General features: G+C 73.4%; 14 protein-coding genes. 3 read left to right on the top strand and 11 right to left on the bottom strand.

What is annotated here, in order from left to right; translation table 11 throughout:
• Positions 1-156 precede the first annotated feature (156 nt).
• Positions 157-558 carry a hypothetical protein gene (locus tag ACGF5U_RS31720; protein WP_392718888.1) on the top strand — a complete coding sequence of 134 codons (402 nt, stop codon included), beginning with the start codon at positions 157-159 and terminating at the stop codon, positions 556-558.
• A 35-nt stretch (positions 559-593) separates the two neighbouring features.
• Here ACGF5U_RS31720 and ACGF5U_RS31725 read toward each other — a convergent pair whose 3' ends face one another.
• From ACGF5U_RS31725 to ACGF5U_RS31750, 6 genes are all read right to left on the bottom strand, one after another.
• Entirely contained in the window at positions 594-1799 is a 1206-nt protein-coding gene (locus ACGF5U_RS31725) for a lanthionine synthetase LanC family protein (RefSeq protein ID WP_392718892.1), read from the bottom strand.
• Positions 1800-1896: 97 nt separating this feature from the next.
• Entirely contained in the window at positions 1897-2055 is a 159-nt protein-coding gene (locus ACGF5U_RS31730) for a hypothetical protein (protein ID WP_392718886.1), read from the bottom strand.
• Entirely contained in the window at positions 2034-4868 is a 2835-nt protein-coding gene (locus tag ACGF5U_RS31735; RefSeq protein WP_392718884.1) for a lantibiotic dehydratase, read from the bottom strand. The genes ACGF5U_RS31730 and ACGF5U_RS31735 overlap by 22 nt, the downstream gene beginning before the upstream one ends.
• Positions 4865-5926, bottom strand: coding sequence for a thiopeptide-type bacteriocin biosynthesis protein (locus ACGF5U_RS31740; RefSeq protein ID WP_392718882.1), 1062 nt, complete (start codon positions 5924-5926; stop codon positions 4865-4867). The genes ACGF5U_RS31735 and ACGF5U_RS31740 overlap by 4 nt, the downstream gene beginning before the upstream one ends.
• 295 nt (positions 5927-6221) lie before the next feature.
• A complete protein-coding gene (locus ACGF5U_RS31745; RefSeq protein WP_392718880.1) occupies positions 6222-7052 on the bottom strand; it encodes a pectate lyase in 831 nt (276 codons plus the stop codon).
• 94 nt (positions 7053-7146) lie between these two features.
• Positions 7147-7914, bottom strand: a complete 768-nt coding sequence (locus ACGF5U_RS31750) for a nuclear transport factor 2 family protein (RefSeq protein ID WP_392718878.1) — start codon at positions 7912-7914, stop codon at positions 7147-7149.
• A 236-nt stretch (positions 7915-8150) separates the two neighbouring features.
• Between ACGF5U_RS31750 and ACGF5U_RS31755 the strand changes: the two genes are divergently transcribed.
• Positions 8151-8582, top strand: a complete 432-nt coding sequence (locus ACGF5U_RS31755; protein ID WP_392718876.1) for a DUF6098 family protein — start codon at positions 8151-8153, stop codon at positions 8580-8582.
• Between the two features lie 196 nt (positions 8583-8778).
• On the opposite strand, the gene ACGF5U_RS31760 is transcribed toward ACGF5U_RS31755, so the two are convergent.
• The 5 genes from ACGF5U_RS31760 to ACGF5U_RS31780 all read right to left on the bottom strand — a co-directional run bounded on the left by ACGF5U_RS31760 (position 8779) and on the right by ACGF5U_RS31780 (position 13459).
• Entirely contained in the window at positions 8779-8937 is a 159-nt protein-coding gene (locus ACGF5U_RS31760) for a hypothetical protein (RefSeq protein WP_392718874.1), read from the bottom strand.
• A 79-nt stretch (positions 8938-9016) separates the two neighbouring features.
• Positions 9017-9970, bottom strand: coding sequence for a cytochrome c oxidase assembly protein (locus ACGF5U_RS31765; protein WP_392718872.1), 954 nt, complete (start codon positions 9968-9970; stop codon positions 9017-9019).
• 117 nt (positions 9971-10087) lie between these two features.
• Complete coding sequence (locus tag ACGF5U_RS31770) at positions 10088-11113, bottom strand: 6-phosphofructokinase (protein WP_392718870.1); 1026 nt, start codon at positions 11111-11113, stop codon at positions 10088-10090.
• A gap of 337 nt (positions 11114-11450) precedes the next feature.
• A complete protein-coding gene (locus ACGF5U_RS31775) occupies positions 11451-12179 on the bottom strand; it encodes a type 1 glutamine amidotransferase (protein WP_392718868.1) in 729 nt (242 codons plus the stop codon).
• Between the two features lie 41 nt (positions 12180-12220).
• The gene (locus ACGF5U_RS31780; RefSeq protein ID WP_392718866.1) at positions 12221-13459 is read right to left on the bottom strand and encodes a MurT ligase domain-containing protein; all 1239 of its coding nucleotides are present in this window, start codon (positions 13457-13459) and stop codon (positions 12221-12223) included.
• A 114-nt stretch (positions 13460-13573) separates the two neighbouring features.
• Between ACGF5U_RS31780 and def the strand changes: the two genes are divergently transcribed.
• On the top strand, positions 13574-14125 hold the full coding sequence (gene def, locus ACGF5U_RS31785; RefSeq protein ID WP_392718864.1) for a peptide deformylase: 552 nt from the start codon (positions 13574-13576) through the stop codon (positions 14123-14125).
• Positions 14126-14131: the final 6 nt, after the last annotated feature.

Raw genomic sequence — 14131 nt, forward strand, 5'->3', positions numbered from 1 at the left:
TGTTTGGCCAAACATAAACTGCCTTTGGGGCTTTGTTTATCTACAATTTTTTTTTTTTTTTATCGGCGTCCCAACCGGGGTTTTTTTGGGGGGGGGCCCCCCCCCCCCCGGGCGGGCCCCCCCCGGCCACATCGCTTTTTTCGGAATGAGTCAACAGTGACGTATTACGCCGACTTCTCCCTCTATGACTACGACTACTACTCGAAGCCGGAAGGGCTGACGATCGGGTGGTTGGAGCGGGGATTCGACTTCCCTGTCGGAGACGTCTCCGTCGACGACTGGGAAATCCTGTCGGATCTCGCGTCCCTCAAGCAGAAGAAGTCACGCGGCGTTCATCACTGCACTTTCTGCGCCGACCGGAAAGACCAGTGGGGCGAGTCGTCCCGATTCGATTCACGATTCGTCCTGGGTGGTGCCGAGATCAGGGTGACGTCGGACGACGGCGAGTTGTACATCGCTCCCGATCTGATCCTGCACTACATCCTGGATCACCGGTACCGGCCGCCGGAGCAGTTCCTCGCCGCCGCCAGGGACGAAGCACGGCGGCTCTGGGGCTGACCCCCTCGCGCCCGCCGCGTGCGCGTGCCGCGTGTTCACCGCAGCCCCAGGCACGGGAGCCAGGCGCGGGAGGCGTCGTGGACGGCGGTCAACAGGGCGCAGAGGGTGCCCGGCAGACCGGTCAGGAGGCCCGGGTGGTGGTCGGCCACCGCGTGCCCGGCCGGCAGGCGGTCGGCGATGTGGCGGGTGAGCCGGCCACGCAGGGCGGCCGCCGCCGGGAGCCGGGCGTGCCGGGCGAACGCGTCGGCGACCGCGAGGACACCGGCCGCGCCATGACAGAGGCCCAGCAGGTCCCCCGGGCGGTCGCCGAACAGATGGAAGCCCTCGTCGTACTGGGCGACGAGCGTGGTGAACGTCGCCTCCGCCCAGTCGGCGGCCTCCCGGTCGCCGAGTGCGTCGGCCGCGTCCCACAGCGCCCAGGCGATGCCCGGCGTGCCGTAGCACCAGGCCTGGCGGGCGCTCGCCCCGGGCGGGGGCGGGCCGTCGAGTCCGGCGCCCGCCCAGGTGCGCAGGGCACGGGCGTCGTCGTAGGACTGCCGTACCAGCCAGCGGGTCGCCCGCCGCAGGGCCAGGGCCGTCCCCGGTGACACCCCGTCAGGGTGGCGTACGGCGGCGGTGAGCGCGGTGACGACGCCCGCCACCCCGTGGCCCATCCCGGTGTTGATCCGCCCCTGGAGCCACGCCAGCTGCGGATGGTCCGTGTAGCCGTCGGTGCGCAGCCGCCACAGGTCGTCGCTGTCGCAGAGGGCCGTCAGACGGTCCGTCAGGGGTGCCACCCGGGTGGCGTCGGGGCGGGCTCCCGCGTGAAGGGCGAGCAGGGTGCCGGCCGGGCCGACGATAAGGTCGTAGTCCGGGAAGGTCACGCCCTTCGGCCGGTGTTCGCGGGTGGCGGCCCCCTCGGTCAGATGGTGCGCGACGCGGTCGGCGGCGCGGTGCAGGGCCGGGTGCAGCCGGGCGCCCAGACGCAGTCCGACGAGGGTGCCCGCGAGGCCGCCGTCGTAGAGACCGGGGTGCGCCGGGCCCCGCCCCGCGCTCTTGGCCCATACGGCGACCGCCCGGGCGGCCGCGGCGGCGGCGGCCGGTCTTCCGGTGCCCGCGACCAGGTGGGCCAGCACCGGGACGCCCGGGTCCGAGGGGTGCCCGGTACGCGGGACGCCCTCGCGGCCCCGGGCCCGGACGTCGCCGGGGCGCGGCGCGGCCGACCAGGCGTCCAGGTACCGGATCGCACAGCCGAGGATCATGTCCAAACGGGCCTCCAGCGGGGTTCGACGGGGACGGAGCCGCCCGGACCGGTCGGGTGATCCGGCCGGACGGCTCCTGGTGAGGCGGTGGATGTCGTCAGCAGACGCCGATGACGCTGTCGCAGACGATGACGGTGCACAGACCGCTGCAGTGCGCGGTGTGGGCCGTCGCCGTCGGCAGTTCCGTGTCGCTGATGCGCTCGTCGAGGTCGTCGATCAGGGCGTCGAGGTCGGTCAGTTCCAGGCTTGCGGGCATGATCGTTTCCTTTCCGTGTGCGAGTGAGCGAGGGCCGCCCCGGCAGGCCGCGCGCCGGCTGCGCGCGGTCCGGGGACGTGGTGGGCGCTGCCGCGCAGCAGGGCGTCGGCGGCGGATTCGGCGAGGGCCTCCGGGTCGGTGCGGCACGGCAGCCGCAGCAGTGCCTGGGCGGCGACGGCGGCACCCCCGTGCAGGGGATCGCGCAGCACCAGCGCGCCCGGCGCGGGGAGCATCTCCTCCACCAGCAGCTCGCCGCCCGCCTGTTGGGCGCACAGCCGCTCGATGAGCGGGATCGCCGTCACGGAGTCGAAGTCCACGGGTACGGGCTTGGCACCGGCCGCCGTCCGTACGAACCCGTGCCGGGGCAGCCCGGCCGAGCGCCGTAGCAGTGCGAGCGTCCGCACCTTGCCGAGTGCGCTGTCGGCCGTGCGCCACAGGGCCGAGCGGTCCAGCCGCCAGGTGGCCGGGCTGACGACCAGGTCGCCGCCCACCGTGACCCGGGGCAGCCTCGTACGGTCCGGCAGCGCCGCGTCCAGCCCGTCGAGCCGGACGACCCGGGAGGCGGCCGGGTGGCCGGCGCACAGCAGCACCCGGGCCAGCAGATCGTAGGGCGGCGCGGGGCTGCGGGTCGCGTGATGGACCGGGATCACCCGTCGGCCGTCGGCCTCGGCGACATAACGGCGGCCGCTGCGGCGCACGGTGATCCGGTCCAGCGGCAGGTACCGCGCCGCCGCGCCCACCGGACCGTAGTACGGCGTGGGGTCCGGGTCCCCGGTCCACCAGCCCGTCACGACCGGGCGACGGACGGCGTTGGCGGCCCGTTCGGCGAGCGGCGGCAGCAGCAGCTCCACGAACAGCACGCCGGTCCGCCGTTCCAGAGCCGCGAGGAAGGCGCGGTAGGCGTCGGCGTTGCCGTGACTCCCGTACAGCGCGCGTAATCCGCCGGCGAACCGCGCGTCCAGCACGCCCGCCGCCGAAGCGGTCTCCAGCACGGCCACCGGCCCCGCCGCCGGGTCCGGCAGGGGGCGCAGCAGACAGTCCATGGGCCAGTGCGGCAGCGCCTCGACGGCGGACGGCGCGCCCAGGGCGTCCAGCAACGCGTCGTCCACGTCCACGGACACCTCGCCCGGTCGGCCGCCGAGGTGGGCGAGGAGCCGCGCGTACCCCGAGGTGCCCGCGTCCTCCGCGTCCTCCGCGCCCCGCGTGCCGGCCGCCGTGTCCGCCGGATGCCAGCCCGCGTATCCGCGCCGGACCACCGCCGGAGGAGGCGCGCCGTCCGTCGCGGTGAGCCGGGCGGCGAGGATGTCGCTGACGGGGCGGGGCTCCTCCGTGATGGCCGCGAGCTCGGGCAGCGGCCCCGGCCCGGGTCCGTCCGCGTCGCGCAGCGCGGCGACACGGGCGGCCACGCGCAGCCCCCGCAGCACCCGCTCGGCCGCCTCCGCCGACACCGTGGCGTGCGCGTCGCGGTACGAGTCGAGGAACCACCCGGCCGGGTCGCCGTCCCCCGCCGCGACCGGCCACGGCAACGCGCCGCGCCCCGCTTCGCCCGCCGGGGTCCACGTGCTGTACCGCAGCCGGGGCGCCGCGCACACCTGGAGCACGCCCAGCGAGACCAGGTGCTGAAGGAAACCGCGCAGGATGTCCGGGTCGGGCGGCGCCCCGTCCGGCCTCGCGCCGAGCAGCGTCCGCTCCAGCTCGCCCAGCGCGCACGGGCCGTCGGCGAACATGCCGAGCACCCGGTCGAGGGCGTGGCTGCGCCGCAGGACGACATGGCGCAGCCGCCCCGGTTCCCGTGGCTCCACCACCCAGCAGCGCAGCCGCCCCCTGCCGTCGGCGGCCGGCGGCTCCGCGAAGTGCAGGGGCGCGGGCACCAGCAGGGTCGCCGGATCGGCGGTGCGCAGATCCTCCGGTGCCGTCCGCACCCGGACGAGGTGCACGTTCTCCGTCGCCCCCGCGGCGAGCGCGCCGAGCACGGCGTACGGCGCACCCGGCGGCGAGGGTACGAGCAGCGAACCCGCGCGGCCGAGCCCGCCCGCGCCCACCCCGGCCCCGCCCGCGCCGCCGCTCTCCTCCGGTACCGCGTACCCCTCGCTCACCGGAATCGCGGCGAGCTGGCCGGCCCAGCCCCGGGGCGTCGTCTTCGCGGCCGCCCGGCCCAGCGCGCGCCACAGGTACGCGGATCGCTTCCGCAGCTGCTTGCCGCTCCAGGACTGGCCATCGGCCAGACGCCGTTCGACGTCCTCGGCCAGCCCGGGTGCCGCGGCGGCGAGGAACGCCCGCATCACCGGACGGGAACGGGCGACCTCCCATCCCCGCGCGGCCACCCGCTCCAGCTCGGCCGTGACCGCCCGTTCCAGTTCGCGCTCCTCGGCGGCGGCCGCACCGGCGGCGCGCAGCAGCGCCCGGGCCTCCTCGGCGACGTCCCGGGGCACGGCGGGGGAGTCGTCCAGGGACCGGCAGTCCACGGCCTCGGGCGCCGCCCCCGCGTGCAGGCGCCGCCGGAGGGCCAGGACGGTGCCCCGGTCGGCGTCGGCGAGCCCGGGACACGGGACCACCTCGCGACCGAGCCGCTCCGCCAGCGCCCGTGCGCGGGCGCCTCGTTCACGGGTGTCGTCGGCGTGCCGGGCGACCCGTTCGAACAGCGGGGTACCGGCGGCGGCGGTCCAGTCGGCACACGGCATCCCCGCGATCCGCAGCAGCGCGGTGGCGCCGATGGCCGCGTCCGGCAGGACGGCCACGCCCCGCGTGACCGACGCCGCCGGTGTGACGGGTGTGGTCGTCTCGGCGGCCGGCGCGTCCGGCGACTCGTTCATGCCGGTCCGTCCCCTCGTCCGCCGTCTCCTCGTCCGCCGCTCTCTTGTCCGCCGTTCTCTTGTCCGCCGTTCTCTTGTCCGCCGTCCCCTCGTCCGCCGTCCGCGAGCGCCTCGGTCAGCAGGCTCTGCCGCCCCGCGGAGAACCGCCCCCGGTTCCAGTGGAAGACCACGAAATGGGCCGCCGCACGACGGGGCCCGATCGCCGCGTCACCGCTGTCGAAGTAGCCGGTGCGCCAGGCCGAAGCCGCCTCGTGTAACGCCTCCTGATGAGTGCTCAGGAGGTCCCGCCACGCCGGCGGGAACCCTGCGAGCCGCTCGTCGGACGACTGCCGCCAGTACGCCCTGACCCCGGCGGCGGCGCGCTCACGGTCCGGGCTCCGCATGCCGTCGGCGAGCCGGCGCCCGGTCTCCTCCCGTACCACCTGCCATACGCCCCGGTCCTCCCAGCCCACGATGCCCAGCCCGTCGAACACCGCGCGCAGGAGCGTGAGGGACACCCGCCAGCCGGCGGGACGCGGCCCACCGTCCGTGCCCTCCGGCGGGCAGCCGTGGTGGTCGAGCCACGCGAACGAGTCGGCCGTGAACAGCCGGTGCGCCCACGGCATGGATCTCGCCCCGCCGAACAGATACGTCTCCGGCTCGTACACACCCGCGACCGGCGGCGCCCACTCGTCGCCGGCCGGGCGGAAGCGGCGTACGAGCGTCTCCCGCAGGGCGGCGGTCCCGCCGGGCTCCGGTCGGGCCAGGAAGCGCACGCGCAGGCCCGGCGGCTTGTGCATGAAGAAGAAGTCCCGTGCGGCCCCCGAGCCGGTCAGTTCCCGGCCGGTGTCCCGCAGCCGCCGGTACAGCGCGGGCAGGCCGCCGGGCGCGGCCGTGAGGTTGAGCTGCGTCCACCCGGTCTCCGGCAGGTCGTCGCGCAGGGCCCGCAGCCCCGCCGCCAGGAACGTGCGGCGCGCCGCACGGTACGCGGGACCCTCGGGCACCAGCGGGACGGTGCCCAGCGGTTCGGTCCGCGCGTCGTGCAGGCAGTCGGCCAGCAGACGGTCGACCTCCAGCATGCGGCCTCCTCGGGGCGCGTAGGACGATCCGTCAACTGTGTGTCCGGACCGCGGTGCCCCCAAAGCAGCAAGACCGTTAGTCATATGATCAATGGAAGTGCGCGGGCGTACGGCGGGCCGTGGCGGCGCCCGGCGCATACGCCCAGTACAGCGGGCCCGCACAGCGAGAACGGCCGGTGGCCGCGGGCACGTCGTCGCGTGCCCGTACCACCGGCCGTCATCGATCCGGTCAGTCCGGGGCCGTCCCGGCCAGGTCAGCGCTGGGCCGTCCCCGACCCCGGCCGGCTATCGGCCGTCACTTGTACGTGACGTCGGACTCGGTGTAGCGGCAGTGCTTCCCGTCCGGGCCGCTGCCCAGCGTCTTGGGCTCGGCGCCCTTGTTGTTGCCCTCGAACCGGACGCACGGCTTGATCTTCTTGCCGCTGTCGCCGTGGATCCGGACGTTCCGCAGGGCGGCGGTGTCGCCGTAGTTGGCGTTGACGCCGACCAGTGAGCCGCCGGGCGCCGTCACGTCGACATCGTTGACGATGATCGACCGCTGGTACTGCGTGGAGCAGTTGCCGCAGCTGCGCACCAGCTTGCCGAAGTCGGACACCTGGAACTTGGTGATCACCAGTTTGCCGGCGCCGTTGAACTGGAACACCTTGTCGGACGCCTTCTTCGCGCCACCGCCGTAGACCGTGTAGACGGCGGACGACGACGTGCCCTTGAAGGTGGCGGCGTCCTCGCCGACGTCCTCCCACCACACGTTCTGGAGTGTGCAACTGCCCATGCAGTGGACGCCGTCGGCGGCCGGGGAGCCGAGGACGACGTTCTTGAGCACCGCGCCGTCCTTGAGCTTGAACAGCGGCGCCTGGTTCTCGTTCTGCCCGCCGCCACCGAGGTTCCCGCTGCCGTAGAAGCGCTGCAGCTTGCCGTCGTAGGTGCCGGAGACCTCGATGGTCTGCGGCACCGGCTTGCTGACGCTGGGCTTGGGCCACGCGGCGGCGGCGCCCGCCGTGGTCAGCATGCCGTTGGCGACGACGGCGGCGCCCGTCAGCCCGAGTGCCGCCACACCGCCGACGAGCGCGCGCCGACGGGTCACACGGCGACGGTGCCGCACGCGCGGTTGAGTCTCTGGAGTCATGTACCGATTCCTCGAATGGGGGGTGTCACTTGCGCCTGGTGGTCGCCACCGGTGGCACGGAAGGTTGCCGCCCGCCGAGAAGATCTCTCCGCCGTCAGAACGGGCCGTTGTCGTGCGGGACGAGGTTCGCGTCGGGGATCGCGGGCGTGACGTCCCAGTGCTCGACGATGCGTCCCTCCTCGACACGGAACAGGTCGTAGAACGCCGTCGGTGTGGCACCGATGCGGCCCTCGCAGACGGTCAGGACGAAGTTGCCCTCGGCGACGACCAGGTGCAGGGTCTCGTACACCATGTCGACGCCCTGCTCGGCGAAGGCGGCGAGCCCGGCCGCGAGCCCCTCGACGCCGTCGCCGATCAGCGGGTTGTGCTGGTCGTACCGCGCGGTGCTGATGTACTCGGAGAGCGCGTCGGTCCTGCCGCCCCGCAGGACCTCCTCCACGAACGTGGTCACCAGCACCCGGTTCTCCTCCGTCCGGTCGAGATCGGTGACCTCGGTCGGCCCGTCCGTCTCCGTGCGGCCGCTGACCGTGCTGCCGGACCGGGGCTGGAGCGCGTCCCAGTGCTCGGCCAGCCTGCCGTCGGCGACCCGGAACACGTCGAAGGCGACCATCGGATCCGGCCCGAAGCCGTAGTACGTGCCGTGCAGGGCGACTAGGTCGCCGTCGCCGAGCGCCCGGTGCGGTTCGTAGCGGAAGCCGTCGCCGAGGCGCGCGATCACCTGGCGCAGCCCCTCGGGGCCGTCCGCCGCCATGGCACTGTGCTGGACGTACGTGGGCGACACCCAGGCGTCGACGGCGGACGCGTCCCTGTTGCCGAACATCTCGGCGCCGGCGGCGAGCACGGTCTCCTTGGCGCTTCTCATGATCCTCACCATTCCTCACCGGCGGGACACCGGCCCGCCCGGACGATGCATGCCCGGCGCGGTCGACGGTGCGGGACCCGAGCCACCCCCCTCACCCGTACGGCGCAGCGGGCCGCCCCGGAAGGCGGGACGCGGCGCGGGCGGCAGGAGCGGCGGCAGGAGTGGGCGGCGCGGAGCGGGGTACGTGGCGGGTCTCCGTACCAGCGGGCCCCGTGCCGGGAGGAGTGTGAGCCGACATGCCCGAGCTGCCCACCGTACGCACCCTCGACGAGCTGGCCGAGCTCGTGGTGCGGCACAGGTCGCTGTACCTCCGCTGGTCCACGGGGCCCGCCGACGATCTCCGGGACACGCGCAGCGTGGACGAGCTGACCGGCAGCACCCTGCCCGGCCTGTCCGTGAACCCGCTCGACGTCGAGTCGTGGTGGGCGGACCGGCCGGTACGGCTGTGGGTGGCGCGCCGCCTCTACGACTACTGCCACCTCCGGCGCGACCGGAACGGGGACGTCCGCCCATGGGCGCTGCGCGGCCGCGAGGTGGCGCGCGGGCCGGACAACGAACCCCTGGTCAGCGACATCGAACCGGTCAGCTGGATCGATCTGTCGGTGATCGAGGAGGCCGAGCGTGAGGTCGGTGACCAGCACGGCTCCTGGGGCCCCATGCGCAGATGACACCGCACGGCCCGGGGACGCGCGGACTCGCCACCCGCCCTGGCACCCCGGCCGTCCGGTCAAGCCGCCCACGCGGGCGCACGCGCATGCACCGCCACCCACGCGGGCGCATGGACCGCCGCCCACGCGGGCGCACGCGCACGGACCGCCGGCCGCCCCGCCGCCGGGCGCGCGGTCGACTGCCGGAGAAGCCCGGTCAGCTGCCGCGTGTGGAGACCATCCCGAGCGTCACCATGCCGAGCACGATCCAGGCGAACCAGAGCCAGCCGTTGCTGCCCAGAGCCACCGTGTACGCGGTGGTGAGCACCAGTGCACCGATGGTGAGCATTCCCATGGTCTTCGTGGAACCGGACATCGCGCCCTCCTCCCGGCCCCGGCCCCAGGCACCCGGCCGTGGCCTCGAAGCCATCGTGACCCCTGGGACGGGGAGAGCGCTACCGTCCGCGCGCCTGGAGCGAGGCGAGATAGGCGTTGTACGCCTCCAGCTCCTTGTCACCGTCCCGGTCGGCGGCCCGGTCCGCCCGCTTCGCGGCCCGCTGCTCGGACCGGTACCACTGGTACAGCAGCGCGATCAGCACCAGCACCGACGGGACCTCGCTGAACGCCCAGGCGATGCCGCCCGCCGCGTTCTGGTCGGCGAGGGCGTCGATACCGAGCGACGCGGGCGGGTTCCGGTACGCCGCGACCATCGGCTCCGACGCCATCATCAGCGCGATCCCGAAGAACGCGTGGAACGGCATGCCCGCGAACAGCTCCAGCATCCGCATCACATAGCCCGGCCGGTGCGGCCCCGGGTCCACGCCCATGATCGGCCAGAAGAACGTCAGACCCACGACCAGGAAGTGGACCATCATCGCGATGTGCCCCGGCCTCGACCCCATCAGGAAGTCGAACAGCGGGGTGAAGTACAGGCCGTAGAGGCTCGCGATGAACATCGGGATCGTGAACACGGGGTGCGTGATGATCCGCATGTAGCGGCTGTGCAGCAGCATCAGCAGCAGCTCGCGCGGGCCCTTGGCGCCGCGCCGGGAGGCGACCGGCAGGGCGCGCAGCGCCAGCGTCACCGGCGCGCCGAGCAGCAGCAGGATCGGCGACAGCATGCTGATCACCATGTGCTGCACCATGTGCACGCTGAACATGACCATGCCGTAGTCGTTGAGGCCGGTGCACATCACCAGCGCCACGCTCAGCACACCGGCCGTGAAGAAGACCGTCCGGCCGATCGGCCAGGCGTCGCCGCGCCCGCGCAGCCGGACGACCGCCCACCCGTACAGGGCCAGGGCCAGGAGGCAGCCGACGAGGAAGAAGCCGTCCGGGGAGAACGCGAGCCCCCGCTCCAGCGTGAACGGCGGCAGATCCATCGTCGTGCCGTGCCCGCTGTGATCCATCCGCCGGCTCCTGTTTCGTACGGGGTTGTCCGCTTGCCGCTCCAGAGTAGAACCGCCCCCGGACGCGCTCGCGGCCGGGGGCGGTTCGTACCGTACGAAGGGGGTACGGCGGACGGGTCACAGGACCGTCTCGGCCTCCGCGTACCGCTCGGCGGGGACGGTCTTCAGGGTCTCGACGGCCTCGGCCAGCGGCACCATCACGATGTCCGTGCCGCGCAGCGCGGTCAGCATCCCGAACTCGCCCCGGTGCGCCGCCTCCACCGCGTGCCAGCCGAACCGGGTCGCGAGCACGCGGTCGTACGCGGTCGGCGTGCCGCCCCGCTGGACATGGCCGAGGATGACCGCGCGGGCCTCCTTGCCGAGCCGGTGCTCCAGCTCGCCCGCGAGCTGCTGGGCGATGCCCGCGAAGCGCTCGTGGCCGTAGATGTCCTTGCCGCCCTCGTTGAAGTCCATCGTGCCCTCGCGGGGCTTGGCGCCCTCCGCGGCCACGACGATGGCGAACTTCTTGCCCGCCGAGAAGCGCTCCCCGACCCGGGCGGTCAGCTCCTCGATGTCGAAGGGGCGCTCCGGGACGACGATGGCGTGGGCGCCCGCGGCCATGCCCGAGTGCAGGGCGATCCACCCCGTGTGGCGGCCCATGACCTCGACGATCAGCACGCGCTGGTGGGACTCGGCGGTGGTCTTGAGCCGGTCCAGCGCCTCGGTGGCGACGCCGACGGCGGTGTCGAACCCGAAGGTGACGTCGGTCGACGCGATGTCGTTGTCGATGGTCTTCGGCACACCGACTATCGGCAGGCCCGCCTCCGACAGGAGGTGCGCGGCCTTCAGCGTGCCCTCGCCGCCGATCGGGATGATCGCGTCGAGGCCGAGGTCGGCGACGTACCCCTTGGCACGCTCGACGCCGTCACGCAGATGGGCGGGCTGGACCCGGGAGGAGCCAAGGATGGTGCCGCCGCGGGCCAGGATGCCGCTGACCGCGTCGAGGTCGAGCTTGCGGTAGTCGCACTCCAGGAGGCCCTTCCAGCCGTCGTGGAAGCCGATGACCTCGTCACCGTGGTCGACGACGGCGCGGTGCACGACGGAACGGATGACAGCGTTCAGACCGGGGCAGTCGCCGCCGGAGGTGAGCACACCAATGCGCATAGCCCGAAATACCTTTGCAACGTGGGCCGACTCCCGGACCACGTCGTCCGGTTGGATCCCCGCCACCCTACCGGCGAGAGGTGACGGGGCCGAACCGGCCGTCCGACTGCTGGACGTACTTCGGAGGAACAGACAAGCCGTGCCGAACGGACGCGCTCCGCGGCGCCGGCCGGCCGTGCCGGACAGACGCCCCCGCGGCGGCCGGCCGGCCCTGGCGCGGGCTCTCGGAGCCGGCCCTGGCGCAGGGCCCCGACCGGCCGGGGCGTACGCCCTGTCGGGCCGCGTCACCGGTGGCGAAACGGTTCGTTGCGGACGGGCCGTCAGAGGAGCGGTGCCGTCAGGCCGGCTGGCTCGCGGCGGCGATCCGCTCCTCGCGCAGCGCCTCGTACCACCGGTCGTCGGTCGGCGGCAGCGCGTTCACATCGAGCGCCAGCTTCAGCAGCAGGTCCGCGATCTGCGGGTTGCGCGCCATCACCGGGCCGTGCATGTACGTACCGAAGACGGTGTCGTTGTACGCGCCCTCGGTGCCGTCCCCTGTGCCGTTGCCGTTGCCGTACACGGTCCTGGCGAACGGACGGGCGGTCGGTCCGAGGTGCGTGATGCCCTGGTGGTTCTCGAAGCCCGTCAGCTGCGGCAGGCCGAGGCGCGGGTCGATGTCCGCCAGGACGTCGCCGACGCACCGCTCGCCCTCGCCCCGGGTCGAGATCACGTCGATCAGGCCGAGGCCCGGCTCGCGCTCCCCGAGGTCGTTGATGAACTCGTGACCGAGGATCTGGTACCCGGCGCACACCGAGAAGATGATCGCGCCGTTCTCGGCGGCGCGGTTCAGGCCGCCGTCCCGGCGCAGCCGCTCGGCGGCGAGCCGCTGCGGCCGGTCCTCACCGCCGCCGATGAGGTAGATGTCGCCCGAGGTGGGCACCGGCTGGTCGCTGCGCACGTCCACCCGCTGGACGTCCAGGCCGCGCTGCCGGGCGCGGCGCTCCACCACGAGGGCATTGCCCTGGTCTCCGTACGTACTGAGCAGGTCCGGGTAGACCCACACCAGACGCAGACTGCTGTCGCTCATGCTCGTTTCCTCTGCGGTCAGTCGGTCAGGCGGTCGGCCGGTCAGTTGCCGACGCGGCGGCGGACGTCCTGGAAGGCGGTGTAGTTGGCGATCAGCTCGATCCGTCCGGGCGGCGCCAGCTGGACCGCCTCGTCGACGGACTCGGAGACACGGAAGTCGAGCCCGGCGACCTCCAGCCGTACGGCCAGGTCGAGCCTGCGGTCACCGATGACGAAGATCGGGTGACCGGCCAGCCGGGTGTAGTCGACGTCCCAGAGCCACGAGGTGTCCGTGCCGTCCGCGCCGCGCGCGTTGACGGAGAGGATCACCGGCGTCGGCGGCGGGTCGATCAGCGAGAAGGTCTCCAGCCAGCCCGCCGGGTTCTTCGCCAGCAGCAGCCGCAGCTCCCGCTGCTGGAAGGTGACGACGTCGTACCGGCCGGCGACCGCCTGCACCTGGTACATGCGCTCCAGCGCGACCTGCGGCGGGACGCCGAAGACAGCGGCGACCGCCGCCGACGTGGCCGCGTTGGCCTTGTTGGCGCGGCCGGGCAGCTGGAGGTGGATCGGCCAGGCCGAGCCGTGCGGGTCGAGGACGTGGTCGCCGCTGAGGGCCCAGCTCGGGGTGGGGCGGCGGAAGCCGCACTCGCCGCAGAACCAGTCGTCGCCGGGGCGCTGCATCACACCGCCGCAGGCGGGGCAGGACCAGGCGTCGTCCTTCCACTCCTGGCCCGCCGCCACCCACACCACGTTGGCGGACGACGAAGCGGCCCACACGATGAGCGGGTCGTCGGCGTTGGCGATGACCACGGCCTTGGTGCCGGAGAGGCCCTCGCGCCACTTCTCGGCCAGCATGCGGGTCTCGGCGGCGCGGTCGAGCTGGTCGCGGGAGAGGTTGAGCAGCGCGATCGCCTTCGGCGTCACGTCGCGCGCGACACCGGCGAGGTACTTCTCGTCCACCTCGATCACGCCGTACTTGGCGTCCGAGCCGCCGGCCAGGGCCGAGGTGATGCCCGCGGGCATGTTCGCGCCGAGGGCGTTGGAGACGACGGGGCCGCTGGCCCGCAGTGCCTCCGCGATCAGCCGCGTGGTGGTGGTCTTGCCGTTGGTCGCCGACACCAGGACGACGTCCAGATGCTGCGCGAGCCTCCCCAGCAGGTCGGGGTCGAGCTTGAGCGCCACCCGGCCGCCGATCACCGATCCGCTGCCGCGTCCCGCCGCGCGAGACACCGCCGCTGCGGCCTTGCCTGCCGTCACGGCCAGCTTGGCGCGCGGCGACAGCGGCTCCGAGTTGCCTGCCATCGTCCTTGTTCCTCCTAGCGTGGGTCCGGCCTCAGCCTATCGAGATCCGGCCGACGGCCCGAACCCCGCCACCTGTCGGACGGCCGGTGGCGGGCGGAACGTACGCTGGGCGCCATGCGAAACCGCCCGATCCCCGGCAGTTCCGGCGTCGTACGGGCGATGAGCCTGTACGGCGACCCGGTGCTGCACACGCCCTGCGAGCCCGTCACCGACTTCGGCCCGTCGCTCGCCCGGCTCGTCGAGGACATGTTCGCGACGATGTACGCGGCGCCCGGGGTCGGTCTCGCCGCGAACCAGGTCGGGGTGGGCCTGCGCGTCTTCGTGTACGACTGCCCGGACGACGAGGACGTCCGCCATCTCGGCCATGTCGTCAATCCGCAGCTCGTGGAGGCGGACGGCGTCGTCGTGCGCGGTCCGGAGGGCTGTCTGTCGCTGCCGGGCCTCGAATCCGGTACCGAGCGCTTCGACCGGGCGGTCGTGACGGGCGTCGACATGTTCGGCGCCCCGGTACGGGTCGAGGGGACGGGGTTCTTCGCGCGCTGCCTGCAGCACGAGTGCGACCACCTGGAGGGCACGGTGTACACGGACCGGCTCACCGGCTGGCGCCGCTCCCGCGCGCTGCGTGCCGTCCGCCGCGCCCCCTGGTCCCGGGCCGGACGCCCCTAGGTGTAT

The sequence above is a fragment of the Streptomyces sp. NPDC047886 genome, assembly GCF_043204435.1.
Lineage (GTDB): Bacteria > Actinomycetota > Actinomycetes > Streptomycetales > Streptomycetaceae > Streptomyces.

Bases quoted from the DNA above. Each gene is read 5' to 3' on its own strand.
- ACGF5U_RS31775 (WP_392718868.1), bottom strand. From the start codon at position 12,179: ATGAGCGACAGCAGTCTGCGTCTGGTGTGGGTCTACCCGGACCTGCTC.
- ACGF5U_RS31760 (WP_392718874.1), bottom strand. From the start codon at position 8,937: ATGTCCGGTTCCACGAAGACCATGGGAATGCTCACCATCGGTGCACTG.
- ACGF5U_RS31765 (WP_392718872.1), bottom strand. From the start codon at position 9,970: ATGGATCACAGCGGGCACGGCACGACGATGGATCTGCCGCCGTTCACG.
- ACGF5U_RS31755 (WP_392718876.1), top strand. From the start codon at position 8,151: ATGCCCGAGCTGCCCACCGTACGCACCCTCGACGAGCTGGCCGAGCTC.
- ACGF5U_RS31725 (WP_392718892.1), bottom strand. From the start codon at position 1,799: ATGATCCTCGGCTGTGCGATCCGGTACCTGGACGCCTGGTCGGCCGCG.
- ACGF5U_RS31750 (WP_392718878.1), bottom strand. From the start codon at position 7,914: ATGAGAAGCGCCAAGGAGACCGTGCTCGCCGCCGGCGCCGAGATGTTC.
- ACGF5U_RS31745 (WP_392718880.1), bottom strand. From the start codon at position 7,052: ATGACTCCAGAGACTCAACCGCGCGTGCGGCACCGTCGCCGTGTGACC.
- ACGF5U_RS31780 (WP_392718866.1), bottom strand. From the start codon at position 13,459: ATGGCAGGCAACTCGGAGCCGCTGTCGCCGCGCGCCAAGCTGGCCGTG.
- def (WP_392718864.1), top strand. From the start codon at position 13,574: ATGCGAAACCGCCCGATCCCCGGCAGTTCCGGCGTCGTACGGGCGATG.
- ACGF5U_RS31730 (WP_392718886.1), bottom strand. From the start codon at position 2,055: ATGCCCGCAAGCCTGGAACTGACCGACCTCGACGCCCTGATCGACGAC.
- ACGF5U_RS31770 (WP_392718870.1), bottom strand. From the start codon at position 11,113: ATGCGCATTGGTGTGCTCACCTCCGGCGGCGACTGCCCCGGTCTGAAC.
- ACGF5U_RS31735 (WP_392718884.1), bottom strand. From the start codon at position 4,868: ATGAACGAGTCGCCGGACGCGCCGGCCGCCGAGACGACCACACCCGTC.
- ACGF5U_RS31740 (WP_392718882.1), bottom strand. From the start codon at position 5,926: ATGCTGGAGGTCGACCGTCTGCTGGCCGACTGCCTGCACGACGCGCGG.